This window comes from Pseudomonas sp. 43A, assembly GCF_013363935.1.
Classification (GTDB): Bacteria; Pseudomonadota; Gammaproteobacteria; order Pseudomonadales; family Pseudomonadaceae; genus Aquipseudomonas; species Aquipseudomonas crudilactis.
This window is the reverse complement of sequence record NZ_CP054880.1, coordinates 4793346-4816044: the sequence shown is the minus strand read 5'-3', so window position 1 is coordinate 4816044 and position 22699 is coordinate 4793346. Positions and strand designations below refer to the sequence as shown.

Sequence of the window (22699 nt, the reverse complement as noted above, 5' to 3'; positions counted from 1 at the left end):
TGCGTCAGAGAAATGTTTAACTCGATGATTTACATCAAGATTTTATGAGTTGGCAAATTGCGGAGTGAATCGTTTATCCGGGTTTCCGAACAATGGACGCTTTCGCGTTCGGCTCTCCGAAAAGGACTACTGCTTTTGTCGAGTGATTCGAGTGGCCTGTTTCGGCTTTTGTGCTAAAGAAACCTTCACGGGGGCCGATGGTTGTTCAAGGAAACAGAATCTAGGGAGTTCACATGTCACTGACGGTCGGTTTATCAAATCCTGGCGCAGTCACCATCGGCGGCAAAACCGCAGCGACTATCAATGCATTGAGCGAGGCGGGAGCGGAGGCTTCCACCGAGGCGCTGGGCACTGAGAAAGAATCGAACAATCAGGTCAGGACCGGTGGTGCCGCTGCGCCAGAAGACAGCAAGGCTGAAAGCGGCGACAACCTGAGCGTCACGGTCAAGATGTTGCTCAAGCGCATGCAGGAACTGCAGAAGCAACTGCAGGAGCAGCAACAACAACTGGCGGCCGCACAAGCCAAGACCTATCCGACGCCTGAGGCCAAATCGCAAGCGGTGATGTCCATTCAGGGGCAAATCGCGCAAACCAGCGCTGCGATGGCAGAAGTGGCTGGTGCACTGGTCAAGGAAATGACGAAGAGTTCCACTAGCGGTAACCTGGTCAGCACCACGGCATAAGCAGCGAAAGGGCGAGTCCGACGATTCGCCCTACAACAAATGACGATTTCTGATTGTTGACAAATGTCGGCGGGATTCGCATAGTTCGGTCTACGCAAACGTTTGCGCGGCTCTCCCGGCACTGTATGGCCCGGAAGCAAGCGAGATAGCTTACGCCAGCGCAAGCGTTGCTCACAATAATCATAAGATCGGAGTGAACCCATGAAGCTGCCATTCGCTGGACGTCTTCTTGCTGTCGCTATGCTGGCTGCCACAGCCGCCGCACTACCTGTCTCCTCGGCATTCGCCGAATCCGCCGAAAAACCCAAAGTCGCGCTGGTCATGAAGTCTCTCGCCAACGAATTCTTCCTGACCATGGAAGACGGCGCCAAGGCCTACCAGAAAGAACACTCCGCCGATTTCGACCTGATCTCCAATGGCATCAAGGATGAAACCGATACTGCTGGCCAGACCCGTATCGTCGAGCAGATGATTCTGGCCAAGGTCAATGCACTGGTAATCGCGCCTTCCGATTCCAAGGCCATGGTGCCGGTGATCAAGAAAGCCGTCGATGCCGGCATCACCGTGATCAACATCGATAACCAGCTCGATCCGGCCATCGTCAAAAGCAAAAACATCAGCGTGCCCTTCGTAGGCCCGGACAACCGTAAAGGTGCGCGTCTGGTCGGTGAATACCTGGCCAAGCAGCTCAAGGCCGGTGACGAAGTCGGCATCATTGAAGGCGTGTCCACCACGACCAATGCCCAGCAACGTACCGCTGGCTTCAAAGATGCGATGGACGCTGCGCAGATCAAGATCGTTTCCCTGCAATCCGGCGACTGGGAAATCGACAAAGGCAACAAGGTTGCCGCTTCGATTCTCAGTGAGTATCCGGATGTCAAAGCGCTGCTGGCCGGCAACGACAGCATGGCCGTCGGTGCCGTTTCCGCAGTCCGTGCCGCTGGCAAGGCCGGTCAGGTTCAGGTCGTCGGTTACGACAACATCAATGCCATCAAGCCAATGTTGAAGGACGGTCGCGTGTTGGCCACGGCTGACCAGTTCGCTGCGAAGCAAGCGGTGTTCGGCATCGAAACCGCGCTGAAAATCATCAAGGGCGAAAAAGTCGACAGCGGCGCCAACGGCGTGATCGAAACACCGGTCGAGCTGGTCACCAAGTAAGTCTTCTGGCGACACAACGGCGCTCGTCCGTCCGGGCGAGCGCATGGAGAGTTTTTATGTCAGTTTCCGCCCCGAACGCTGTCCTCTCGGTCAGCGGTATCGGTAAGACCTATGCGCAACCGGTGCTCACCGGCATCGATCTGACGCTGATGCGCGGTGAAGTACTGGCGCTGACCGGCGAGAATGGTGCCGGCAAAAGTACCCTGTCGAAAATCATCGGCGGACTGGTCACCCCGACCACCGGCCAGATGCAATTCCAGGGCAAGGACTATCGACCGGGCAGTCGCACCCAGGCTGAAGACCTCGGCGTGCGTATGGTCATGCAAGAACTCAATCTGTTGCCGACCCTGTCGGTGGCGGAGAATCTGTTTCTCGACAACCTGCCTAGCAACGGTGGCTGGATCAGCCGCAAGCAGTTGCGCAAGGCTGCGATCGAAGCCATGGCGCAAGTCGGCCTCGACGCAATTGATCCGGATACGCTGGTCGGCGAGTTGGGTATCGGCCATCAGCAAATGGTCGAAATCGCCCGCAACCTGATTGGCGACTGCCATGTGCTGATCCTCGACGAACCGACCGCGATGCTCACCGCGCGTGAAGTCGAAATGCTCTTTGAGCAGATCACTCGACTGCAGGCGCGTGGTGTCTCGATCATTTACATTTCCCACCGTCTCGAAGAACTTGCGCGCGTAGCGCAGCGCATTGCCGTGCTGCGTGACGGCAATCTGGTGTGCGTCGAGCCGATGGCCAATTACAACAGCGAGCAGTTGGTCACGCTGATGGTCGGTCGCGAATTGGGCGAGCATATCGACATGGGCCCGCGCAAGATCGGTGCCCCGGCGCTGACGATCAAAGGCCTGACCCGTTCCGACAAAGTGCGCGATGTCTCGTTCGAAGTGCGTGCCGGCGAGATCTTCGGGATTTCCGGATTGATCGGGGCGGGGCGCACAGAGCTGCTGCGACTGATCTTCGGCGCAGACGTTGCCGACAGCGGCAGCATTGCACTTGGCTCGCCAGCCAAAGTCGTCAGTGTGCGCTCGCCAGTCGATGCCGTGCGCAATGGTATCGCGCTGATCACCGAAGACCGCAAAGGTGAAGGCCTGCTGCTCAGTCAGTCGATCAGTGCCAACATCGCGCTCGGCAACATGCCGGAAATTTCCAGTGGCGGTGTCGTCAACAACGGCGACGAGATCGCTCTGGCGCAGCGTCAGATCGACGCCATGCGCATCCGCAGTTCAAGCCCGACACAGCTGGTTTCAGAATTGTCCGGTGGCAACCAGCAGAAGGTCGTGATCGGCCGCTGGCTGGAGCGCGACTGTTCGGTGCTGCTGTTCGACGAACCGACCCGCGGCATTGATGTCGGCGCCAAGTTCGACATTTATGCCTTGCTCGGCGAACTGACGCGCCAGGGCAAAGCGCTGGTGGTGGTGTCGAGTGACCTGCGTGAGCTGATGCTGATCTGCGACCGGATTGGCGTGTTGTCGGCAGGGCGCTTGATCGACACCTTCGAGCGCGACAGCTGGACTCAGGATGATTTGCTTGCCGCCGCGTTCGCCGGCTACCAAAAACGTGATGCGTTGCTCAACGAAGCGGCGCCTAGGGATCTCCCATGAAAACTGCATCTCCTGCCGGCAAACGTAGTGGCAACTTCTATGGTCTGGGCACTTATCTGGGCCTGGCCGGTGCGTTGCTGGCGATGATTGCGCTGTTCTCGGTCTTGAGCAGCCACTTTCTGTCGTATAACACCTTCAGTACGCTGGCCAACCAGATCCCTGATCTGATGGTGCTGGCGGTCGGCATGACCTTCGTGTTGATCATTGGCGGCATCGACTTGTCCGTGGGTTCGGTGCTGGCGCTGGCGGCATCGACGGTCAGCGTAGCGATTCTTGGTTGGGGCTGGGGCGTGTTGCCGTCGGCGTTGCTCGGCATGGCCGTGGCGGCGCTGGCCGGTACGGTCACCGGTTCGATCACCGTGGCCTGGCGGATTCCATCGTTCATCGTCTCTCTGGGTGTGCTGGAAATGGCTCGGGGTTTGGCATATCAGATGACCGGTTCGCGCACCGCATACATCGGAGACTCGTTCGCCTGGTTGTCGAATCCGGTCGCGTTCGGTATCTCGCCGTCGTTCATTATTGCGTTGCTGGTGATTATCATCGCCCAGGCTGTGTTGACCCGGACCGTGTTCGGTCGCTACCTGATCGGCATCGGCACCAACGAAGAGGCGGTGCGTCTGGCGGGGATCAATCCGAAACCCTACAAGATTCTGGTGTTCAGCCTGATGGGCCTGCTGGCCGGTATCGCCGCGCTGTTTCAGATTTCCCGTCTGGAAGCCGCTGACCCGAATGCCGGTTCCGGTCTGGAGTTGCAAGTAATCGCTGCGGTGGTGATCGGCGGCACCAGCCTTATGGGCGGACGCGGTTCGGTGATCAGCACGTTTTTTGGCGTATTGATTATCTCGGTACTGGCGGCGGGTCTGGCGCAGATCGGCGCGACCGAGCCGACCAAACGTATCATCACGGGCGCGGTCATCGTGATCGCGGTGGTGCTCGACACTTATCGCAGTCAGCGCGCCAGTCGCCGGGGCTAAGACATGGCAACGATCAAGGACGTGGCAGCCCTCGCGGGAATTTCCTACACGACGGTGTCGCATGTGGTGAACAACACCCGGCCGGTCAGTCAGGAAGTGCGGCTGAAAGTCGAGGCAGCGATCAAGAGCCTCGACTATGTGCCAAGTGCAGTGGCGCGCTCGCTGAAGGCCAAGACGACTGCGACCATCGGCTTGCTGGTGCCGAACAGTCTCAACCCGTACTTCGCGGAATTGGCGCGGGGCATCGAGGATTACTGCGAGCGTAACGGCTACTGCGTGATCCTCTGCAACTCCGACGATAACCCTGACAAGCAGCGCAGCTATTTACGCGTATTGCTGGAGAAGCGCATCGACGGTTTGATCGTCGCCTCCGCTGGCGGTGACAGCGGTCTGGCGCAAGGACTGGCTGGCGTAAAAACGCCGATGGTCATCGTCGACCGTAGTCTGGATGGTGTCGATGCCGACCTGGTGCGCATCGACCACGAATACGGCGCGTACCTCGCCACCCGACACTTGCTGGAATTGGGTCACCGCGACATCGCCACCATTGGCGGTCCGGCCAGTACCAGTGTTGCGCAGATGCGTCTGGCCGGATATTGCCGGGCGCTGAAAGAGGCGGGTGTTGAAGTCCGGCGGGAGCGCATGCTGGAAAGTGATTTCACCAGTACTGGCGGATACAGCGCGGCGGCGATTCTGCTCGAGCGCAATCCACCCAGCGCTATTTTTGCCGGTAACGACATGATCGGTATCGGCGTGCTGCGCGCAGCGGCGGAACGTAACGTGCGAGTGCCGAGCGAGCTGTCGGTGATCGGTTTCGACGATATCCAGATGAGCCGTTACGTGTATCCGGCACTCACTACCGTGGGCCAATCGATCCTGCAATTGGGTGAGATGGCCGCCGAAGTGTTGCTGCGACGGATTGCGACGCCGAATGTGGGGACTGATCAGCGAATCGTGACCCCGAGTATTGTCTTGCGCGAATCGACCGCACCGTTGTCCGGCGTGTTCACCGAATACCGCTGAAACCGAATTGACGAGTAATGATGTATGCCAGCAAATGTAGTGGTAATAGGCAGCCTGAACATGGATCTGGTGACTCGCGCGCCGCGACTTCCCGTCGGCGGTGAAACGCTGATCGGTCATTCCTTTGCCACGGTTTCCGGTGGCAAGGGCGCCAATCAGGCAGTGGCCGCAGCGCGTTTGGGCGCGCAGGTGGCGATGGTCGGTTGCGTTGGCAATGACGACTATGGCGTGCAGTTGCGTGACGCTCTGCTGGCTGAGCAGATCGATTGTCAGGCCGTGAGTACGGTCGAGGATTCCAGTGGTGTGGCGTTGATTGTGGTCGATGACAACAGTCAGAACGCAATTGTCATTGTCGCCGGTGCCAACGGTGCCATGACACCCGCAGTGATCGACCGGTTTGATGCAGTGTTGCAAGCCGCCGACGTGATCATCTGCCAGCTCGAAATTCCGGATGCCACGGTGGGACATGCGCTCAAGCGTGCGCGTGCGCTTGGCAAAATCGTCATCCTCAATCCGGCCCCGGCCAGTCGCCCACTGCCGGCAGACTGGTTTTCCGCAATCGATTACCTGATCCCCAACGAGAGCGAAGCGACCGTGTTGAGCGGATCGCCAGTGGACTCGCTGAAAAGCGCAGAAAGTGCCGCCAGCCAACTGATCACCATGGGGGCGGGCAAAGTCATCATTACCCTCGGTGCACAAGGTTCGCTGTTCGCCAATGGCCAGAGCTTTGAGCATTTCCCGGCGCCGAAAGTGAAGGCTGTCGACACCACCGCCGCCGGAGACACTTTTGTCGGTGGCTTCGCGGCGGCGCTGGCCAATGGCAAATCCGAGGTCGAGGCGATTCGCTACGGACAGATTGCCGCCGCGCTGTCGGTAACCCGCGCCGGTGCGCAACCGTCCATTCCTACCCAATCCGACGTACAGGCCTTTAAACCCGCATGAAAAAGACTCCCCTGCTTAACGTCGCGCTGTCGCGGCTGATCGCATCCCTGGGCCATGGCGACATGGTGGTCATTGGTGATGCCGGGCTGCCAGTGCCGCCAGGTGTCGAGTTGATTGATCTGGCGCTGACCCACGGCGTCCCCGATTTCGTCAGCACCCTGAAAGTCGTGCTCAGCGAGATGCAGGTGGAAAGCCATGCGTTGGCCAAAGAAATCTTCGACAAGCAACCGACCGCACTGACTGCGCTGGACGGGTTGAATGAAGAGGGCGCTTTGGGGCGTCGCGATCTGCTCAGTCATGAGCAATTCAAGGTGCTCAGCCGGCAGGCACGGGCGATTGTTCGCACAGGCGAATGCCAGCCGTACTGCAACATCGTGCTGGTCGCTGGAGTCACCTTTTAACTTTTGATTTCACAAGCACAAGGAATGCGCCATGCAACGCTATGCTGAGAAACTGCATCAACTCATCCGGGGTTTACTGCTTTTGTCCGTAATCGCTGCGACCGGCGCTCAGGCGGCGGAAAAAATCGACCTGATCATCGATACCGATCCAGGAGCCGACGATGTGGTCGCCTTGCTGTTCGCACTGGCCTCGCCGGACGAACTGAATATTCGCGCGCTGACCACCGTGGCTGGCAACGTGCGCCTCGACAAGACGTCGCGTAATGCACGGCTGGCTCGCGAGTGGGCAGGGCGCGAAGATGTGCCCGTTTACGCCGGCGCGCCGAAGCCGCTGATGCGTACGCCAATCTACGCCGAGAACATCCATGGCAAGGAAGGCCTGTCGGGTGTCACGGTGCACGAACCGAAAAAGGGACTGGCTGAAGGCAATGCGGTCAACTATCTGATCGATACGTTGAAAAAAGCCAAGCCGCACAGCATCACGATCGCCATGCTCGGTCCGCAGACCAACCTGGCGCTGGCGCTGATCCAGGAGCCTGAAATCGTTCAGGGCATCAAGGAAGTGGTGATCATGGGCGGGGCGCACTTCAATGGCGGCAACATCACTCCGGTGGCCGAATTCAACCTGTTTGCAGACCCGCAAGCGGCTGAGGTCGTGCTGAAAAGCGGCGTGAAACTGACTTACCTGCCGCTGGACGTGACGCACAAGATCCTCACCAGTGACGCACGCCTCAAGCAGATCGCTGCGCTGAACAACAATGCCAGCAAGATTGTCGGTGATATCCTCAATGAGTACATCAAAGGCGACATGGAGCACTACGGTATTCCGGGTGGTCCTGTGCATGACGCTACCGTAGTGGCTTATCTGCTCAAGCCGGAACTGTTCACCGGTCGCTCGGTGAATGTCGTGGTGGATAGTCGTGAGGGGCCGACTTTCGGTCAGACCATCGTCGATTGGTACGATGGCCTGAAAGCGCCAAAAAACGCCTTCTGGGTGGAAAATGGCGACGCGCAAGGCTTCTTTGACTTGCTGACCGAGCGCCTGAAGCGCCTGAAGTAAATCATTTGCCCGCAGGTGCCAGCCTGCGGGTTTTTACACCCTTTCAGTGTGTTCGTCGTGTTCGGTCGGGTAGCGCTCGAAAATCTGCTTGATGAATTGCTTGGCCGCTTCAGTGCCCAGCTCCTTTACCAATAGATCGATACCAATCAGCGCAAGCTCCTCGGTGGTTCCCGGGCTGTAAGAGCTGTGTCCGTCTGCCCATTTGGCATTAATGGCGGCGTCGATGCTGATGGTGGTCATGGGAGCGCTCGAAAAGTCGGAAAGTCTGAGTTTCGAGTTAACCATTTTGTCGGGCGTTTGGCACTGCGACTTAGGCATGAGCGGAGCGCTATGCGACACTTGGTCTTTTAAGGCTTTTCAAGGATCGTGCTGTGCAGATCGATTTGAACACCCCTGACGGCCTCACGCTCGACGCTGTGCGCCAGTTGCTTGCCTCGGCCAGTGATGACGAGCACACGCAGTTGCGCGTGACCAAGGGCGGTATTGCTTACATTTCCTCCGGCGTTACCGGTGGGCAGGAAATTGACGGCTTGCTGTTTCGCCTGGAAACCTGGGCCAAGGGGTCGGGCTACGTGGGCAATGTCGCGGCCAGTGACGAGGTGTGGGTGATGCAGATTTTCAATGCGCTGAAGGATAACTGGCCGAATCCACCGTTTGACTACATCGACGTCTACTGAGCGCCGTTAATATTCAGTCACGATTGATTGATGAAGTGACGCATGCCGCTCAGGCACACTCGGCGTTTTTCCAATCGTGGGGCAGGGTGATGGCCTTGGCCGTGAAACCAAACGCCGGAATGGCGGTCGCACGATCTCAGCTTAACCATTTTGAAAACAAGGAGGCTTCATGCCTTTGAAGTTCGCGACACTGGGTGCACTTATGGCCGCTGCCATGTTGGCAGGCTGCAGTACGACCTCCAGCGAGTCGGCAAAGGATCCTGTGGCACCAGAAGCCGGTAGCCGCTGTGAAGCCACGGCGGCGGAATTCGCCATTGGTAAGAAAGCTTCGCCCGCATTGCTGGAGCAGGCGCGTGCCAAAGCCGGCGCGCAAAATGCCCGTTTCCTCAAGCCCGATGACATGATCACTCTGGAATACCGCTCTGATCGCCTGAATCTGAACACTGACAACAATCTGGTGATCACTCGCGTCAACTGCGGCTGATCAGACAACCCTTTTGTTGCAGGCATAAAAAACCCCGTCACATGGACGGGGTTTTTTTAGCGCGCCGAGAAATTACTCTGGGCGAACCTGTGCAGCTTGCATACCCTTTTGGCCTTTCTCAGCCACGAAGGAAACGGTCTGGCCTTCTTTCAGGCTTTTGAAACCGTCGGATTCGATAGCTTTGAAGTGTACGAACAGGTCGTCACCGCCACCTTGAGGAGTGATGAAGCCGAAGCCTTTTTCATCGTTGAACCATTTAACGGTGCCGGTTTGGCGATTAGACATGGTGTATCTCCAAGAAACATATATTTTCAGTAGTACTGTGCTGCTCAGGCCAACTGGGCACACGGGGATATCATAGTCGAAATGTTCGCTTTGGTAGCCCCCCGGACGTGCTGTTTGCCAATCAGTCGTGTTTTCTTTACTGCCTGTTTCTGCTGAAAGCCCCGGTTTACAAGGCTTTGAGCGGAACGTAAAGACGATAAAAAAACCTGTAAAACCTGCATAAATCCTCCGAAAAGGCTCAAATTCAGCCCTTTTCAGAGGCGCTGAGCCGACTCAAAAGACCTTTTTGATCACTTTTTAGCCGGGGTATTTGCCTTGCATTTGGCAATTTGGCCCAACGCTTTCTGTTGCAATTCAGGGGAGGCCTTGTTGTCCATCAGTGCCTGAATGTCAGCGGCAGGATAGGACTTGATGGCATCAGCGCCACAAGCGCAGTGCGATTTGGCCGCCGCGGCACCAATTTGCGGAGTAGCCGCCTGGGTGCACTGCGCCATGTACTTCTCACGCTCGCCCTTCGGCCAGTCGGCGTGGGCGCTGAGCGGCAGCAGCATAACGATAGGGGCGACGACGGCGAACAGGGTATTCAGACGCATGCGAGGATGCTCCTTATGGGTCAATGTCTTGTTATCTGAGGGCTGAAGAGCCCATCAAGTTCAGCACTCTGGCATAAAAACAGACGATTTGCCTTGTGATCAAACAGAGGCGTAAGTGACCGCTCATCTGTGCTAGGATGCCGGGCTCAAGCGTTCTCAGGCTCCGGATGACCTTCAGTCCCGACAGCGGTCAACGTGCGAATATTTCGATTTGAATCCCAGTCACTCTGGTTCGGTTTTCCGGTTGGCCGCAAGGCTCCTGCCGCTGTAAGGCAGGCGTTCGTCATTGAATGGCCTGGATCGGATCTTGTACTGGCTCATCCCAACCCACGTGACCTTTGGTAGGGGTCACCACTAGGAGAGGAGGCGCCATGCCAACTATTACTCTTCCCGACGGCAGTCAACGTTCATTCGATCACCCGGTTTCCGTAGCCGAGGTCGCCGCATCCATTGGTGCCGGTCTGGCCAAAGCCACTCTGGCCGGCAAGGTCAATGGCCAACTGGTCGACGCCAGCGACATCATCAGCAGCGACGCGACCCTGCAAATCATCACGCCAAAGGATGAAGAGGGGCTGGAGATCATTCGCCACTCTTGCGCTCACCTGGTGGGTCATGCGGTCAAGCAGCTGTATCCGACCGCGAAAATGGTCATCGGCCCGGTCATCGACGAAGGCTTCTATTACGACATCGCCTTCGAACGTCCTTTCACTCCGGACGACATGGCTGCCATTGAACAGCGCATGCAGCAGCTGATCGAGAAAGATTACGACGTCATCAAGAAAGTCACTCCGCGCGCCGAAGTGATCGAAGTGTTCAAGGCCCGTGGTGAAGACTACAAGCTGCGCTTGGTCGAGGACATGCCGAACGAACAGGCCATGGGTCTGTACTATCACGAAGAATACGTCGACATGTGCCGTGGCCCGCACGTGCCGAACACGCGCTTCCTGAAATCCTTCAAGCTGACCAAGCTGTCCGGTGCCTACTGGCGCGGCGACGCCAAGAACGAGCAATTGCAGCGCGTTTACGGCACTGCCTGGGCGGACAAGAAGCAGCTGGCGGCGTACATCCAGCGTATTGAAGAAGCTGAAAAGCGCGATCACCGCAAGATCGGCAAGCGTCTGGGCCTGTTCCACACCCAGGAAGAATCCCCGGGCATGGTGTTTTGGCACCCGAACGGCTGGACTCTGTACCAGGTACTCGAGCAGTACATGCGCAAGATCCAGCGCGACAACGGCTATCTTGAGATCAAGACCCCTCAAGTCGTTGACCGCAGCCTGTGGGAGAAATCCGGGCACTGGGCCAACTACGCCGACAACATGTTCACCACGCAGTCGGAAAACCGCGACTACGCCATCAAGCCGATGAACTGCCCTTGCCACGTGCAGGTGTTCAATCAGGGCCTGAAGAGCTACCGCGAGTTGCCGATGCGTCTGGCGGAATTTGGTGCCTGCCACCGTAACGAGCCGTCAGGTGCGCTGCACGGCATCATGCGCGTACGTGCGTTCACTCAGGACGACGCCCACATCTTCTGCACCGAAGAGCAGATGCAGGCCGAATCCGCTGCGTTCATCAAGCTGACCATGGACGTTTATCGTGACTTCGGCTTCACCGATGTCGAGATGAAGCTGTCCACTCGTCCGGAAAAACGCGTCGGTTCCGACGAGCTATGGGATCGCGCTGAGGCTGCACTGGCTGCAGCCCTCGATTCTGCGGGCCTGCCGTACGATCTGCAGCCGGGTGAGGGGGCGTTCTACGGTCCGAAGATCGAGTTCTCGCTGAAAGACTGCCTTGGTCGGGTCTGGCAATGTGGTACTCTGCAGCTCGATTTTAACCTGCCTGTCCGTTTGGGCGCTGAATACGTCTCTGAAGACAACAGCCGCAAACACCCGGTGATGTTGCACCGTGCGATCCTCGGTTCCTTCGAGCGATTCGTCGGGATTCTGATCGAGCACTACGAAGGTGCGTTCCCTGCATGGCTCGCGCCAACGCAGGCGGTGATCATGAATATCACTGATAAACAGGCAGATTTTGTTGCAGAAGTTGAAAAAACTCTCAACGAAAGCGGATTTCGTGCCAAGTCCGACTTGAGAAATGAAAAGATCGGCTTTAAAATCCGCGAGCATACTTTGCTCAAGGTTCCCTATCTCTTGGTAATCGGAGATAAGGAAGTCGAGATGCAGACTGTCGCTGTGCGTACTCGTGAAGGTGCTGACCTGGGCTCGATGCCCGTCGCCCAGTTCGCTGAGTTTCTCGCGCAAGCGGTTTCCCGGCGTGGTCGCCCAGATTCGGAGTAATTATTATTAAGCGTGAAATGAGACAAGATAAACGAGCTGCACCGAAAGCCCCGATCAACGAGAATATCTCGGCACGCGAGGTTCGGTTAATTGGGGCTGAAGGTGAACAGCTTGGGATTGTGTCAATTGAAGACGCGCTTCTTAAGGCTGAAGAGGCCAAACTGGATTTGGTGGAAATTTCCGCCGATGCAGTACCCCCTGTTTGCAAACTGATGGACTACGGCAAATCGATCTTCGAGAAGAAGAAACAGGTTGCCGCAGCCAAGAAAAACCAGAAGCAGATTCAGGTTAAAGAAATCAAGTTTCGTCCAGGGACGGAGGAAGGGGATTACCAGGTAAAACTGCGCAACCTGGTACGTTTCCTGAGTGATGGGGACAGGGCCAAGGTATCCTTGCGATTCCGCGGCCGTGAGATGGCCCACCAGGAGCTGGGGATGGAACTCCTCAAGCGGGTTGAAGCTGACCTGCTCGAGTACGGTTCGGTCGAACAGCATCCTAAGATGGAAGGACGCCAGCTGATCATGGTCATCGCCCCGAAAAAGAAGAAGTAATCAACAGGGCACGGCAGGCCTTCTGATTATGTTTATCAACTGAATGCGGAGTATCCGAACATGCCAAAAATGAAAACCAAAAGTGGTGCTGCTAAGCGGTTTCTGAAAACTGCTAACGGTATCAAGCACAAGCACGCTTTCAAGAGCCACATCCTGACTAAAATGTCGACCAAGCGTAAGCGTCAACTGCGCGGTAGCAGCTTGCTGCATCCGTCTGACGTGGCAAAAGTCGAGCGCATGCTGCGCCTTCGTTAATTTTAGTCAAGAATAGAGGAAGTAACTCATGGCTCGTGTAAAGCGTGGCGTCATTGCCCGTAAGCGTCACAAAAAAATTCTGAAACTTGCTAAAGGCTACTACGGCGCACGCTCCCGCGTATTCCGTGTTGCCAAGCAAGCGGTAATCAAGGCAGGCCAATACGCCTACCGTGACCGTCGTCAGAAAAAACGTCAGTTCCGCGCTCTGTGGATCGCTCGTATCAATGCTGGTGCTCGTGTTAACGGTCTGTCCTACAGCCGTTTCATCGCTGGCCTGAAAAAAGCGTCCATCGAGATCGACCGTAAGGTTCTGGCTGATCTGGCAGTGAACGAAAAAGCGGTGTTTGCTGCGATTGTCGAGAAAGCTAAAGCCACCTTGGCTTAAGTACCCCCGACAATCACCCGGTCTCACTTCCGTGGGGCCAGGTGGTAAACGTCTTAAATAGGGGAAGAGCCTTCAAGCTCTTCCCCTATTTTGTATCTGGAGTCTGTACATGGAAAACCTGGATGCGCTGGTCTCTCAAGCACTAGAGGCTGTGCAAAGCGCTGAAGATATCAATGCCCTGGAGCAAATCCGGGTTCAATACCTTGGCAAAAAGGGTGAATTGACTCAGGTGATGAAGACCCTGGGGAATTTGCCGGCAGAAGAGCGTCCGCAAGTCGGTGCGCTGATCAACGTTGCCAAGGAGCGTGTTACAGGCGTTCTCAATGCGCGCATGGCTCTGTTTGAAGAAGCCGAACTGGCTGCCAAACTGTCTGCCGAATCCATTGACGTGACATTGCCGGGCCGTGGCCAGACCTCCGGTGGTCTGCATCCGGTGACCCGGACTCTGGAACGTGTCGAGCAGTTCTTCACCCGCATCGGCTACGGCATTGCCGAAGGCCCTGAGGTCGAAGACGACTATCACAACTTTGAAGCGCTCAACATCCCAGGCCATCACCCGGCCCGGTCGATGCATGACACCTTCTATTTCAACGCCAACATGCTGCTGCGCACCCATACCTCGCCGGTACAGGTCCGCACCATGGAATCGAAACAGCCGCCGATCCGCATCGTCTGTCCTGGTCGTGTGTACCGCAGCGACTCCGATATCACCCACTCGCCGATGTTCCACCAGGTCGAAGGCCTGCTGGTTGATCGCGACATCAATTTTGCCGATCTCAAAGGCACCATCGAAGAATTCCTGCGGGTGTTCTTCGAGAAAGAGCTGGCCGTACGGTTCCGTCCTTCGTACTTCCCGTTCACCGAGCCATCCGCTGAAGTAGACATGGAATGCGTGATGTGCAGCGGTAAAGGCTGCCGCGTCTGCAAGCAGACTGGCTGGCTGGAAGTGATGGGCTGCGGCATGGTTCACCCGAACGTGCTGCGTATGTCCGGCATCGATCCGGAAGAGTTCTCCGGTTTTGCTTTCGGCATGGGCGTCGAGCGTCTGGCCATGCTCCGTTACGGCGTGAACGACTTGCGTCTGTTCTTCGACAACGACTTGCGGTTCCTCGCGCAATTTCGCTAGTCGTAACGAATTCTTAGGAGAGCAGGATGAAATTCAGTGAACAATGGCTGCGTGGCTGGGTCAGCCCGCAGGTAAATCGCGACGAGCTGGTTGCTCGTCTGTCGATGGCTGGCCTGGAGGTCGATAGCGTGACCCCGGCCGCCGGTGTATTCAGCGGCGTGGTCGTGGGCGAGGTGCTGAGCACCGAGCAACACCCTGATGCCGACAAGTTGCGCGTTTGCCAGGTCAGCAATGGTGCGGAAACCTTCCAGGTCGTGTGCGGTGCGCCAAACGTGCGTCCGGGTCTGAAGATTCCGTTCGCCATGATCGGTGCTGAGCTGCCGGGCGACTTCAAAATCAAGAAAGCCAAGCTGCGCGGCGTTGAGTCCAACGGCATGCTCTGCTCGCAAGCCGAACTGCAGGTCGGTGAAGGCAATGACGGTCTGATGGAACTGCCGGCCGATGCGCCGGTGGGCGAAGATTTCCGTGTGTACCTGGATCTGGAAGACGCCAGCATCGAGGTCGACCTGACCCCGAACCGCGGCGACTGCTTGTCCCTGGCCGGTCTGGCCCGTGAAGTCGGCGCGCTGTACGACGCGCCGGTGACCCGTCCAGTGGTCATGAGCATTCCTGCCGTGCACGACGAAGTACGTTCGGTAGAAGTGCTGGCTCCGGCGGCATGCCCGCGTTACCTGGGCCGCGTTATCCGTAACGTTGATCTGTCCAAGCCAACGCCGCTGTGGATGGTTGAGCGTCTGCGTCGCGCCGACGTGCGCAGCATCGACGCTGCCGTTGACATCACCAATTACGTGATGCTCGAACTGGGCCAGCCGCTGCACGCCTTCGATCTCGCCGAAATCAATGGCGGCATCCGTGTGCGCATGGCGGAAGAGGGCGAGAAGCTGGTACTGCTCGACGGTCAGGAAGTCAGCCTGCGTAGCGATACGCTGGTGATTGCCGACCACACCCGCGCGCTGGCGATTGCCGGTGTCATGGGTGGCGAGCACAGCGGTGTCTCCGCGACCACTCGCGACGTATTCCTGGAATCCGCATTCTTCGACCAGATCGCTGTCGCTGGCAAGGCTCGTTCCTACGGCCTGCACACCGACGCATCGCACCGCTACGAGCGTGGCGTTGACTGGCAACTGGCCCGTGAAGCCATGGAGCGCGCCACCGGCCTGCTGCTGGACATCACTGGCGGCGAAGCCGGCCTGATCATCGAGACCGTCAGCGAGCAGCACCTGCCGTCGATCGCGCCGATCACTCTGCGTTCCCAGCGCATCACTCAGATGCTCGGTATGGAAATGGACTCCGCCCAGGTTGAGCGTTTGCTCGGCGGCCTGGGTCTCGGTATTTCCGCCGACGGTGAAGGCCAGTGGCGCGTAGAAGTGCCAAGCCATCGCTTCGACATCAGCCTGGAAGTCGATCTGATCGAAGAACTGGCCCGTCTGTACGGCTACAACCGTCTGCCGGTTCGTTACCCGCAAGCGCGCCTGGCGCCACAAGCCAAGGCTGAAGCGCGTAGCGATCTGCCGGAGCTGCGTCGCCTGCTGGTAGCGCGTGGTTATCAGGAAGCAATCACTTATAGCTTCATCGATCCGCGTCAGTTCGAACTGTTCAATCCGGGCGTTGAGCCGCTGTTGCTGGCCAATCCGATCTCCAATGACATGGCTGCCATGCGTTCGTCGCTTTGGCCGGGGCTGGTCAAAGCGCTGCAGCACAACCTCAATCGTCAGCAAGATCGCGTGCGTTTGTTCGAAAGCGGTCTGCGCTTCGTTGGTCAGCTCGAAGGTCTGAAGCAAGAGCCGATGCTGTCTGGTGTGGTTTGCGGTAGTCGTCTGCCGGAAGGTTGGGCGCAGGGTCGCGACACCGTTGACTTCTTCGACGTCAAAGCTGACGTGGAAGCAGTACTCGGCTTCGCCGGTGCACTGGATTCGTTCACTTTCGCTCCGGGCAAGCACCCGGCGCTGCACCCGGGTCAAACCGCGCGCATCGAGCGCGAAGGGCGTGAAGTCGGTTTCATCGGCGCCATCCACCCGGAATTGTCGAAAGCCCTGGGTCTGGATCGTCCAGTCTTCGTTTTCGAGCTGGTTCTGGCTGAAGTGGCACTGGGTAAAATGCCGAAATTCCACGAGTTGTCGCGCTTTCCTGAAGTGCGTCGTGACCTTGCACTGATTGCGCACAAAGACGTCGCGTCCGCAGCCGTACTGGACGTAATCCGTGAAAATGCAGGCGAATGGCTCACAGATCTCAGGCTGTTTGACGTGTATCAGGGTAAAGGCATTGATCCTGATAGAAAAAGCCTTGCAGTTGGCTTGACCTGGCAGCATCCATCGCGCACTCTTAATGACGATGAGGTGAATTCGACGACGCAAAATATCCTCACCTCGCTCGAACAAAGGTTGAACGCCACGTTAAGGAAGTGACGTATGGGGGCTTTGACGAAAGCTGAGATGGCGGAACGTCTGTATGAAGAGCTGGGCCTGAACAAGCGGGAAGCCAAGGAATTGGTCGAACTGTTTTTCGAGGAAATCAGGCACGCTCTTGAAGACAACGAGCAGGTCAAATTGTCCGGTTTCGGCAATTTCGACCTTCGGGACAAACGCCAGCGGCCTGGCCGCAACCCGAAAACGGGGGAAGAAATCCCGATCACGGCTCGCCGTGTGGTCACCTTTCGTCCAGGGCAGAAGTTGAAGGCCCGAGTTGAGGCTTATGCTGGAACCAAGTCATAACGACGAACTACCCGTCATCCCGGGCAAACGCTACTTCACCATCGGTGAAGTCAGCGAGCTGTGTGCCGTAAAGCCACACGTGCTGCGCTACTGGGAGCAGGAGTTTCCTCAGCTCAACCCCGTCAAACGCCGCGGAAACCGCCGGTATTATCAGCGCCAGGATGTGCTGATGATCCGGCAGATCCGCGCGCTCCTCTACGATCAGGGTTTCACCATCGGCGGCGCACGACTGCGTTTGTCCGGCGATGAAGCCAAAGACGACACGACTCAGTACAAGCAGATGATTCGGCAGATGATTGCCGAACTGGAAGACGTACTGGTGGTTCTCAAGAAATAAAAAGCAGCGTTTGAATACTTCCAGTTTTCAAAAGCTTGCGCTATATTCTTGAGCGTTCTTCGAGGTGAAGAACGGTTGCAAAATCAGTCGGGGCGTAGCGCAGTCCGGTAGCGCACTAGCATGGGGTGCTAGGGGTCGAGTGTTCGAATCACTCCGTCCCGACCATAATTCCTGAGTGAAATCAGACACAAAAGCCGATCAGATGGATCGGCTTTTTTGTACCCGCGCGAAACTACACGGTAGTTTCTTAATAAGATCTGGATCCGCTCCGGTGTGAGTTCACGCCGTTTTTGGCCCTTTTTCGCGCTGCCTTTGGCACCAATACTGTTTGATATTTCTCTTCCTTTCTCAGCTTTTTCGCATGTCAGATGGTCTTGCCTAACGCCTTGTTTCCGGGCAATTAGGGCGTTTTCCCTCACCCGCTCCGCGACGCTAAACCCTGGAAGCTCAGTTCCGATTCTTCGTTCTTAAAGGTCACCATCCCAAATCATCGAAACCGGCTGTACGTCACGCGGGCCGTGCCTTTGAAGACAAACGGAAGCAGCGAAAGCACCTTTAGGCCTGACTTCCGATTGTGCGCTCGGGAAACGGAACAGAGCGCGGGGAGGGCGCATCTATTCGAATTGATTGCTGACGGGCTGTGGGCCTCCTGAAGACCCTTTGATCACAAGGCCCAGGGGCCGATTTGGAATCAAACCATCGCGTCCGAGAGCCTGCCTCATACCTCCAAATTCGACGTTTTTGGGCCCAAACCGCAGTGCCAAACAGACCGCAAATTCACCCGACTTCTTGCTGTTTTGGTGACAAACCATTTTGCAGGTAGTTGGCACCGATTGAGTGCCGCTGAACCCTCGAAAGATCCGTCGGCCGCGGCTTCTAGCGGTCAGCTCGGAATCTCTTGCAAGGTCCTGGTCGGTGCCAAATCCGCTGCTAACTCACAGCAACGAATCTTCAGGTAAACACCCGGCGAGGCTTTTCATAGCCTTGATAGTTACTGAATGCGCTGCAAAGGTTTCCCAGAAAATCAATAAAGTCCATCAGATCCGCATCCTCGCCTGCGTGCTTCATGCATCTTGCCAATTCCAATCTGGTTGAGATCTCTCATTATCCTAACGATCGGCCTCGGTAGTTGGCGTAGGGCTCTACTCCACCCACAGAGGAGTATCAGTACTTTTCTCGGTGAGTAAGCCATGGAGAGGGTGACTAACGTTTCGCGATAGCGTCTACACCCCGGGTATCAGAAGGTTATAAGGACATTACGTGCTACGGAAGCTCATTTTGCTATTGGTCTCGTCACAACTCACCGGCTGCGCATGGCTCGGGGCTGTGACCTATGGACGTTATGATTGCTACGACGGGCTTGAGGCTGAGTATCAGCTTGCGCAGTTTATCGGCCCTTTCGCACTTATCGACTTACCTTTTACCTTCGTGGCGGATACCGCTTCGCTACCTTTTTGTTGGTACTGATGGCGAGGAATTCATTGTGTGAGTGGCCCGTCGTAGAGGGAAAGTCATCTGCAACCCCGTTCACGCAGCTCAGTATCAATAAGTAATAAGGACGTTAAGTGTTTCGCAAACTGATGTTACTGGTATTGATCGCCAGTTCAAGCGGCTGTGCAGCAACCGCAATGCGAATGGATTATGACAAGCACCGATGTCCTTACATCGGTGTTCGATTCGACTGGTGGTTGGTCGGTACATCCAAAGGCAAGTTGATTCCCTTTCTACTGATCGACGCGCCATTTTCATTGGTGGTCGATACAGTCTTCTTCCCCTTCGAATATCAATACACCTGCAATTTATGACTGGCAGGTAGTGCAACCTAAAGCGGTATAAAGCTCCCGTAAAAAAGCCTTGGCATGCACCAAGGCTTTTTCGTTTCCGACGCCACCGCCAATAAATCTCAGGACAATCCAACCCTGCCGTCCCGCACCTGCATCAGTGCAAACCCCAAAAGATTCAGGCCTTTCCACAGATTCGGATCGTTCACATCTAGGTGATCTTGCGCGAGCCCAATTCCCCAAATGCCATCAACCGGGCTCGCTTCGACAATGATCCGAGATCCAGTGCGCATCAGGAATTCGTCCAGCTCCGGATTCTGGGAAAACTTGGCTTGGTTTGCCTGGACGACGATGTCGTATCGGTGTTGCAGCCAGAGTGGGTCGTTGAACCCGCGCACCTTGCGGCCGAGGGCTTTGGCGGCGTTCGGGGTCGGGGCCTGCAACACTTGTGCACGAATTTCCTGATCGTCGAACAAGGCTGCCTTCTCGGCCATCATGAAGTGTTCGGCTGTCGGGTAGCGTTGCCCCTCGACAACGAATTCGGCTTCGTACCACTGGCTGAAGCACGAAGCCGTGACGGCGCTTTTGCTTCGCTGGTGTCCCCAGAAAAAGGTGAAATCCAGAGGCTCTCCAGCGTTGAAGCGAGCGCGTAGATCTTCAAGAAGTTTAGAGTCGTGCAATGAGATTTCCTCGGTAACTGACGTTCGACGTTACAGTTGCTGTGCGTGTCAGGGCAATACGCAATATCGCCCAGAGACTAATCCAGTGGGCCCAAGACCTGGCGGTAGTGTTCTTCGCCTTGAGGCGTCTGCCGGGTCAGGCGGATTTCCAGGCCTTGGGGATTTTCTTTGCGGTTGCCGCTGAGTTGGCGCCACCCCATCTGCGGTTCCCAGACGCGCACTTGCAGGTCGCTGATTCTGTCGAGCACCGCCACTGCCTGTTTCGGCGCAGGCAGCGGGTAGCGATCACGTGGCGTGGCGGCGGCGCGGTACAGGGTTTGATCTTTCAACCACCAGCGCACGCGCTGCAAGCCGTTCTGCGAGGTGGCTGCACTGCGGATCACGTCAAGACGAAAGCTCTGGTCGTCGGCACTGCGCACGCTGATTGCCGCTGGCTGCTCGGATCGTTCGTCATCGTTGTCGTTCAACAGTGGTTCGCGCAGTTCGATGCTGGCGCGCAAGGCGATATCTCGTTCCAGTTGATGCAGCGTGCGCAGCAGTGCTTCGGTGTGTTCGGTGCTCGCCTGCAGGTGCGTGTCGGCGCGGGTCACGCTGTCCAGACCGCGCCAGGCAATCAGGCTGACGATCGCCATGAGCAGGATCGCGACCATCACTTCGATCAGGGTAAAACCCTCTTGCCGGTTATTCATGGCTGGTTGGCCAAGGTCAATTTACCCGTGGCGGTGCGTTGCACGGTGAGCGTGTTCTGGCCGTCCGAGAGTTGCAGTTGCACGGGTGAATCGAACCACTCGGCGCTCAGTATCAGCGGCTGCCTGGGTGTCACTCGCACCTTCATTGACGGCGTTTCCCAATGACGCGGACGCAGTTGCGGATCGGCGAGGAAGTGATCGAAGCCGGGGCCTTGTTCATTGCGACGGCTGAAACGAAAGCCGTTTTTGTCCGCCAGCCAAGTGATCGGGCGTCCATCGGCCAGGGCTTCGGCATGGGCGATTTGCAGCAACTGGATCAAGCGATTGGCGTCCTTGCGCAGCAGTTGCGCCGGGTCAGGCTTGATACTCAGGCTGACGGCAGCGCTGGCAATGCCGATGATGATCAACACCACCATCAATTCGATGAGGGTGAAGCCTGTTTGTCTGTCCTTGGTCATACCGCAACGTTCCTTCGTTGTGAATCCATCCTGGCGGATTCGAACCATCAATCCCGATAGAAAAGCGAATGTTGTCCTGTAAACTGCGACGCAAGACAACAGGGAGGTTGGGTCTTGGCATTTACTTTTCGCTTATCCGCAACGCAGCTTGTGCAATCGGCGGCGCTGATCGCTGCACTGGCAGGGGGACTGTTCTGGTCTGCGCTGTTGCTGACGCCGGCACAATCCCACGTTCCGGCGGTGGACCCCCAAGTGCTGCCGACGCGCGCCGACACAGCGGCTTTGCAGTGGTTTTCCAACCAGCCGGCACCGTTGGATATCAAGGTTTCCGGAGTGCTGGCAGGGGCGCACGCCGCGGTGGCAATTCTAAGTCTCAACGACGGTCCGCCGCGCAGTTTTCTGGTGGGTGATCGCTTGACCCAGGGTGTGCGCGTGATCGCCATTGAACAGGATGCGGTGGTCATTGAGCGTGGCGCAGAACAGAGCCGATTAAAAGTCAGCACGCTGCCAGACTCCCCGTCGCTGCCTCGGTTGACTCGACCCTGAGTTGTGTCATTGGCGCTTTTCCTGCGGCCGGCCGAGTAAGGTTTCGAGTCGCGCAAGGGGTGGCGCCTGACGTTCGCGATCGGAAACCAGCAGCGTCACGCGCAGCAGTCGTCCGTCGGTGCTCGGCGTTACGCGTTGATCACAGCGCAGTTGCAGGCGACCTTGATCACAGTCGAAGGCTTTCACTCCCGGGGCAAAATCTTCCTCCAGACGCAATTCGGCGAGCCGGGTTTGCGCCGCCAGCAAAGCGATCGAGCGATCGCGCAACAGGCCATTGCTCTGGGTCATCAGACCCGCAACGCGAACGGCCGCAGACATGGCCACGGCGATGATTGCCAAGGCCACCAGAACCTCGATGAGGGTGAAACCTCGCTCCTTGCGCAACGCTTCCATGCTTGTCTCTGCGGTTGAAACCGGCCCGCAGAATAACACCCGTCCTTTGGCGAATGTGCAGAAAAACAGTGCGTTAATGATTGTTGTACGATGACTGGCTTTTGTTACACTGCGCGCCGAATGTAATCATGCCAAGGAAGGTTGAAATGGATTTCGCGCGCGTCAAATCTCAGTCCGCAGACCGTCGAGGTCAGCAGGGTTTCACCCTGATCGAAATCATGGTGGTGGTGGTCATCCTCGGCATTCTGGCGGCGATGGTCGTGCCCAAGGTGCTCGACCGACCTGATCAGGCCCGAGCCACTGCGGCGAAACAAGACATCGCCGGCCTGATGCAGGCGCTCAAACTTTATCGCCTCGACCACGGCACTTATCCGACCCTGAATCAGGGCTTGAAAGTGCTGGTGGAGCGCCCGGCGGATGCGAAAAACAGTAACTGGCGCTCTTATCTGGAGCGCTTGCCCAACGACCCGTGGGGTCGTCCTTACAACTATCTGAATCCTGGCGCGAACGGTGAGATCGACATCTTCTCCCTCGGCGCAGACGGCCAACCCGACGGCGACGGCGTCAATGCCGATATTGGTTCCTGGCAGCTCTGAGAGCGGC

28 protein-coding genes and 1 tRNA gene are annotated in these 22699 nt (G+C 57.1%); 22 read left to right on the top strand and 7 right to left on the bottom strand.

Going from position 1 to position 22699, the window contains the following annotated elements:
• The first annotated feature begins 233 nt into the window (after positions 1–233).
• The 8 genes from HUW52_RS21105 to HUW52_RS21070 all read left to right on the top strand — a co-directional run bounded on the left by HUW52_RS21105 (position 234) and on the right by HUW52_RS21070 (position 7851).
• Positions 234–683, top strand: a complete 450-nt coding sequence (locus HUW52_RS21105; protein WP_016984935.1) for a hypothetical protein — start codon at positions 234–236, stop codon at positions 681–683.
• Between the two features lie 201 nt (positions 684–884).
• Positions 885–1841, top strand: coding sequence for a sugar ABC transporter substrate-binding protein (locus HUW52_RS21100; RefSeq protein ID WP_016984936.1), 957 nt, complete (start codon positions 885–887; stop codon positions 1839–1841).
• A 56-nt stretch (positions 1842–1897) separates the two neighbouring features.
• Positions 1898–3451, top strand: coding sequence for a sugar ABC transporter ATP-binding protein (locus HUW52_RS21095; RefSeq protein WP_175554810.1), 1554 nt, complete (start codon positions 1898–1900; stop codon positions 3449–3451).
• Entirely contained in the window at positions 3448–4425 is a 978-nt protein-coding gene (locus tag HUW52_RS21090) for an ABC transporter permease (protein WP_016984938.1), read from the top strand. Before HUW52_RS21095 ends, HUW52_RS21090 begins: the two co-directional genes overlap by 4 nt.
• Before the next feature lie 3 nt (positions 4426–4428).
• Positions 4429–5448: a LacI family DNA-binding transcriptional regulator gene (locus tag HUW52_RS21085; RefSeq protein ID WP_016984939.1), complete on the top strand. Its 1020-nt coding sequence runs from the start codon at positions 4429–4431 to the stop codon at positions 5446–5448.
• A gap of 24 nt (positions 5449–5472) precedes the next feature.
• On the top strand, positions 5473–6390 hold the full coding sequence (gene rbsK / locus HUW52_RS21080) for a ribokinase (RefSeq protein ID WP_175554809.1): 918 nt from the start codon (positions 5473–5475) through the stop codon (positions 6388–6390).
• Positions 6387–6791, top strand: coding sequence for a D-ribose pyranase (gene rbsD / locus HUW52_RS21075; RefSeq protein ID WP_016984941.1), 405 nt, complete (start codon positions 6387–6389; stop codon positions 6789–6791). Before rbsK ends, rbsD begins: the two co-directional genes overlap by 4 nt.
• Before the next feature lie 31 nt (positions 6792–6822).
• The gene (locus HUW52_RS21070; protein ID WP_175554808.1) at positions 6823–7851 is read left to right on the top strand and encodes a nucleoside hydrolase; all 1029 of its coding nucleotides are present in this window, start codon (positions 6823–6825) and stop codon (positions 7849–7851) included.
• A gap of 33 nt (positions 7852–7884) precedes the next feature.
• Here the strand turns inward: HUW52_RS21070 and HUW52_RS21065 are convergent, their stop codons facing one another.
• The gene (locus HUW52_RS21065; protein WP_016984943.1) at positions 7885–8091 is read right to left on the bottom strand and encodes a hypothetical protein; all 207 of its coding nucleotides are present in this window, start codon (positions 8089–8091) and stop codon (positions 7885–7887) included.
• A gap of 131 nt (positions 8092–8222) precedes the next feature.
• On the opposite strand from HUW52_RS21065, the gene HUW52_RS21060 reads away from it, so the two are divergent.
• Together HUW52_RS21060 and HUW52_RS21055 are read left to right on the top strand one after the other, a co-directional pair.
• On the top strand, positions 8223–8528 hold the full coding sequence (locus HUW52_RS21060) for a hypothetical protein (RefSeq protein ID WP_175554807.1): 306 nt from the start codon (positions 8223–8225) through the stop codon (positions 8526–8528).
• Positions 8529–8697: 169 nt separating this feature from the next.
• Entirely contained in the window at positions 8698–9012 is a 315-nt protein-coding gene (locus HUW52_RS21055) for an I78 family peptidase inhibitor (protein WP_016984945.1), read from the top strand.
• Positions 9013–9084: 72 nt separating this feature from the next.
• On the opposite strand, the gene HUW52_RS21050 is transcribed toward HUW52_RS21055, so the two are convergent.
• Both HUW52_RS21050 and HUW52_RS21045 read right to left on the bottom strand, forming a co-directional pair.
• Complete coding sequence (locus tag HUW52_RS21050) at positions 9085–9297, bottom strand: cold-shock protein (protein WP_003179963.1); 213 nt, start codon at positions 9295–9297, stop codon at positions 9085–9087.
• Positions 9298–9587: 290 nt separating this feature from the next.
• Positions 9588–9890, bottom strand: a complete 303-nt coding sequence (locus tag HUW52_RS21045) for a hypothetical protein (RefSeq protein ID WP_095111728.1) — start codon at positions 9888–9890, stop codon at positions 9588–9590.
• Positions 9891–10261: 371 nt separating this feature from the next.
• Here HUW52_RS21045 and thrS point away from each other — a divergent pair, with 371 nt between their 5' ends.
• The 10 genes from thrS to HUW52_RS20990 all read left to right on the top strand — a co-directional run bounded on the left by thrS (position 10262) and on the right by HUW52_RS20990 (position 19354).
• Positions 10262–12184 (top strand): threonine--tRNA ligase, encoded by a 1923-nt coding sequence (gene thrS, locus HUW52_RS21040; RefSeq protein WP_007913488.1) that lies wholly within the window; start codon positions 10262–10264, stop codon positions 12182–12184.
• The gene (gene infC, locus HUW52_RS21035) at positions 12184–12735 is read left to right on the top strand and encodes a translation initiation factor IF-3 (RefSeq protein WP_170947229.1); all 552 of its coding nucleotides are present in this window, start codon (positions 12184–12186) and stop codon (positions 12733–12735) included. Before thrS ends, infC begins: the two co-directional genes overlap by 1 nt.
• A 60-nt stretch (positions 12736–12795) precedes the next feature.
• A complete protein-coding gene (rpmI, locus tag HUW52_RS21030) occupies positions 12796–12990 on the top strand; it encodes a 50S ribosomal protein L35 (protein WP_002553160.1) in 195 nt (64 codons plus the stop codon).
• 28 nt (positions 12991–13018) lie between these two features.
• Positions 13019–13375, top strand: a complete 357-nt coding sequence (gene rplT / locus HUW52_RS21025; RefSeq protein WP_007913489.1) for a 50S ribosomal protein L20 — start codon at positions 13019–13021, stop codon at positions 13373–13375.
• 109 nt (positions 13376–13484) lie between these two features.
• Positions 13485–14501 carry a phenylalanine--tRNA ligase subunit alpha gene (pheS, locus tag HUW52_RS21020; protein WP_003226365.1) on the top strand — a complete coding sequence of 339 codons (1017 nt, stop codon included), beginning with the start codon at positions 13485–13487 and terminating at the stop codon, positions 14499–14501.
• A 26-nt stretch (positions 14502–14527) separates the two neighbouring features.
• Positions 14528–16906: a phenylalanine--tRNA ligase subunit beta gene (gene pheT, locus HUW52_RS21015; RefSeq protein WP_175554806.1), complete on the top strand. Its 2379-nt coding sequence runs from the start codon at positions 14528–14530 to the stop codon at positions 16904–16906.
• A 3-nt stretch (positions 16907–16909) separates the two neighbouring features.
• Positions 16910–17212, top strand: a complete 303-nt coding sequence (gene ihfA / locus HUW52_RS21010; RefSeq protein ID WP_002553164.1) for an integration host factor subunit alpha — start codon at positions 16910–16912, stop codon at positions 17210–17212.
• Positions 17193–17549 (top strand): MerR family transcriptional regulator, encoded by a 357-nt coding sequence (locus tag HUW52_RS21005; protein WP_003179985.1) that lies wholly within the window; start codon positions 17193–17195, stop codon positions 17547–17549. Before ihfA ends, HUW52_RS21005 begins: the two co-directional genes overlap by 20 nt.
• Positions 17550–17637: 88 nt before the next feature.
• A tRNA-Pro gene (locus tag HUW52_RS21000) sits at positions 17638–17714 on the top strand.
• Between the two features lie 1400 nt (positions 17715–19114).
• A complete protein-coding gene (locus HUW52_RS20990; RefSeq protein WP_175554804.1) occupies positions 19115–19354 on the top strand; it encodes a YceK/YidQ family lipoprotein in 240 nt (79 codons plus the stop codon).
• Positions 19355–19452: 98 nt separating this feature from the next.
• On the opposite strand, the gene HUW52_RS20985 is transcribed toward HUW52_RS20990, so the two are convergent.
• The 3 genes from HUW52_RS20985 to HUW52_RS20975 all read right to left on the bottom strand — a co-directional run bounded on the left by HUW52_RS20985 (position 19453) and on the right by HUW52_RS20975 (position 21157).
• Positions 19453–20010 carry an NADAR family protein gene (locus HUW52_RS20985; protein ID WP_175554803.1) on the bottom strand — a complete coding sequence of 186 codons (558 nt, stop codon included), beginning with the start codon at positions 20008–20010 and terminating at the stop codon, positions 19453–19455.
• Between the two features lie 77 nt (positions 20011–20087).
• Positions 20088–20699 (bottom strand): type II secretion system protein J, encoded by a 612-nt coding sequence (locus HUW52_RS20980; protein ID WP_175554802.1) that lies wholly within the window; start codon positions 20697–20699, stop codon positions 20088–20090.
• Positions 20696–21157: a GspH/FimT family pseudopilin gene (locus HUW52_RS20975; RefSeq protein WP_175554801.1), complete on the bottom strand. Its 462-nt coding sequence runs from the start codon at positions 21155–21157 to the stop codon at positions 20696–20698. The genes HUW52_RS20980 and HUW52_RS20975 overlap by 4 nt, the downstream gene beginning before the upstream one ends.
• A gap of 114 nt (positions 21158–21271) precedes the next feature.
• Here HUW52_RS20975 and HUW52_RS20970 point away from each other — a divergent pair, with 114 nt between their 5' ends.
• The gene (locus HUW52_RS20970; protein WP_016984956.1) at positions 21272–21703 is read left to right on the top strand and encodes a type II secretion system protein N; all 432 of its coding nucleotides are present in this window, start codon (positions 21272–21274) and stop codon (positions 21701–21703) included.
• A gap of 6 nt (positions 21704–21709) precedes the next feature.
• On the opposite strand, the gene gspI is transcribed toward HUW52_RS20970, so the two are convergent.
• Entirely contained in the window at positions 21710–22096 is a 387-nt protein-coding gene (gene gspI / locus HUW52_RS20965; RefSeq protein ID WP_175554800.1) for a type II secretion system minor pseudopilin GspI, read from the bottom strand.
• A gap of 146 nt (positions 22097–22242) precedes the next feature.
• On the opposite strand from gspI, the gene gspG reads away from it, so the two are divergent.
• Positions 22243–22692, top strand: a complete 450-nt coding sequence (gspG, locus tag HUW52_RS20960; protein ID WP_116031066.1) for a type II secretion system major pseudopilin GspG — start codon at positions 22243–22245, stop codon at positions 22690–22692.
• Positions 22693–22699: the final 7 nt, after the last annotated feature.

Excerpts from the sequence above, each read along its gene's own strand:
- gspG (WP_116031066.1), top strand. The coding sequence starts at position 22,243 with ATGGATTTCGCGCGCGTCAAATCTCAGTCCGCAGACCGTCGAGGTCAG.
- thrS (WP_007913488.1), top strand. The coding sequence starts at position 10,262 with ATGCCAACTATTACTCTTCCCGACGGCAGTCAACGTTCATTCGATCAC.
- pheS (WP_003226365.1), top strand. The coding sequence starts at position 13,485 with ATGGAAAACCTGGATGCGCTGGTCTCTCAAGCACTAGAGGCTGTGCAA.
- HUW52_RS21095 (WP_175554810.1), top strand. The coding sequence starts at position 1,898 with ATGTCAGTTTCCGCCCCGAACGCTGTCCTCTCGGTCAGCGGTATCGGT.
- rbsD (WP_016984941.1), top strand. The coding sequence starts at position 6,387 with ATGAAAAAGACTCCCCTGCTTAACGTCGCGCTGTCGCGGCTGATCGCA.
- HUW52_RS20975 (WP_175554801.1), bottom strand. The coding sequence starts at position 21,157 with ATGACCAAGGACAGACAAACAGGCTTCACCCTCATCGAATTGATGGTG.
- HUW52_RS21050 (WP_003179963.1), bottom strand. The coding sequence starts at position 9,297 with ATGTCTAATCGCCAAACCGGCACCGTTAAATGGTTCAACGATGAAAAA.
- HUW52_RS21090 (WP_016984938.1), top strand. The coding sequence starts at position 3,448 with ATGAAAACTGCATCTCCTGCCGGCAAACGTAGTGGCAACTTCTATGGT.
- pheT (WP_175554806.1), top strand. The coding sequence starts at position 14,528 with ATGAAATTCAGTGAACAATGGCTGCGTGGCTGGGTCAGCCCGCAGGTA.
- rplT (WP_007913489.1), top strand. The coding sequence starts at position 13,019 with ATGGCTCGTGTAAAGCGTGGCGTCATTGCCCGTAAGCGTCACAAAAAA.
- rpmI (WP_002553160.1), top strand. The coding sequence starts at position 12,796 with ATGCCAAAAATGAAAACCAAAAGTGGTGCTGCTAAGCGGTTTCTGAAA.
- HUW52_RS20980 (WP_175554802.1), bottom strand. The coding sequence starts at position 20,699 with ATGAATAACCGGCAAGAGGGTTTTACCCTGATCGAAGTGATGGTCGCG.
- ihfA (WP_002553164.1), top strand. The coding sequence starts at position 16,910 with ATGGGGGCTTTGACGAAAGCTGAGATGGCGGAACGTCTGTATGAAGAG.
- HUW52_RS21055 (WP_016984945.1), top strand. The coding sequence starts at position 8,698 with ATGCCTTTGAAGTTCGCGACACTGGGTGCACTTATGGCCGCTGCCATG.
- HUW52_RS21065 (WP_016984943.1), bottom strand. The coding sequence starts at position 8,091 with ATGACCACCATCAGCATCGACGCCGCCATTAATGCCAAATGGGCAGAC.
- gspI (WP_175554800.1), bottom strand. The coding sequence starts at position 22,096 with ATGGAAGCGTTGCGCAAGGAGCGAGGTTTCACCCTCATCGAGGTTCTG.
- HUW52_RS21005 (WP_003179985.1), top strand. The coding sequence starts at position 17,193 with ATGCTGGAACCAAGTCATAACGACGAACTACCCGTCATCCCGGGCAAA.
- HUW52_RS21085 (WP_016984939.1), top strand. The coding sequence starts at position 4,429 with ATGGCAACGATCAAGGACGTGGCAGCCCTCGCGGGAATTTCCTACACG.
- HUW52_RS21105 (WP_016984935.1), top strand. The coding sequence starts at position 234 with ATGTCACTGACGGTCGGTTTATCAAATCCTGGCGCAGTCACCATCGGC.
- HUW52_RS21100 (WP_016984936.1), top strand. The coding sequence starts at position 885 with ATGAAGCTGCCATTCGCTGGACGTCTTCTTGCTGTCGCTATGCTGGCT.
- HUW52_RS21070 (WP_175554808.1), top strand. The coding sequence starts at position 6,823 with ATGCAACGCTATGCTGAGAAACTGCATCAACTCATCCGGGGTTTACTG.
- HUW52_RS21045 (WP_095111728.1), bottom strand. The coding sequence starts at position 9,890 with ATGCGTCTGAATACCCTGTTCGCCGTCGTCGCCCCTATCGTTATGCTG.
- rbsK (WP_175554809.1), top strand. The coding sequence starts at position 5,473 with ATGCCAGCAAATGTAGTGGTAATAGGCAGCCTGAACATGGATCTGGTG.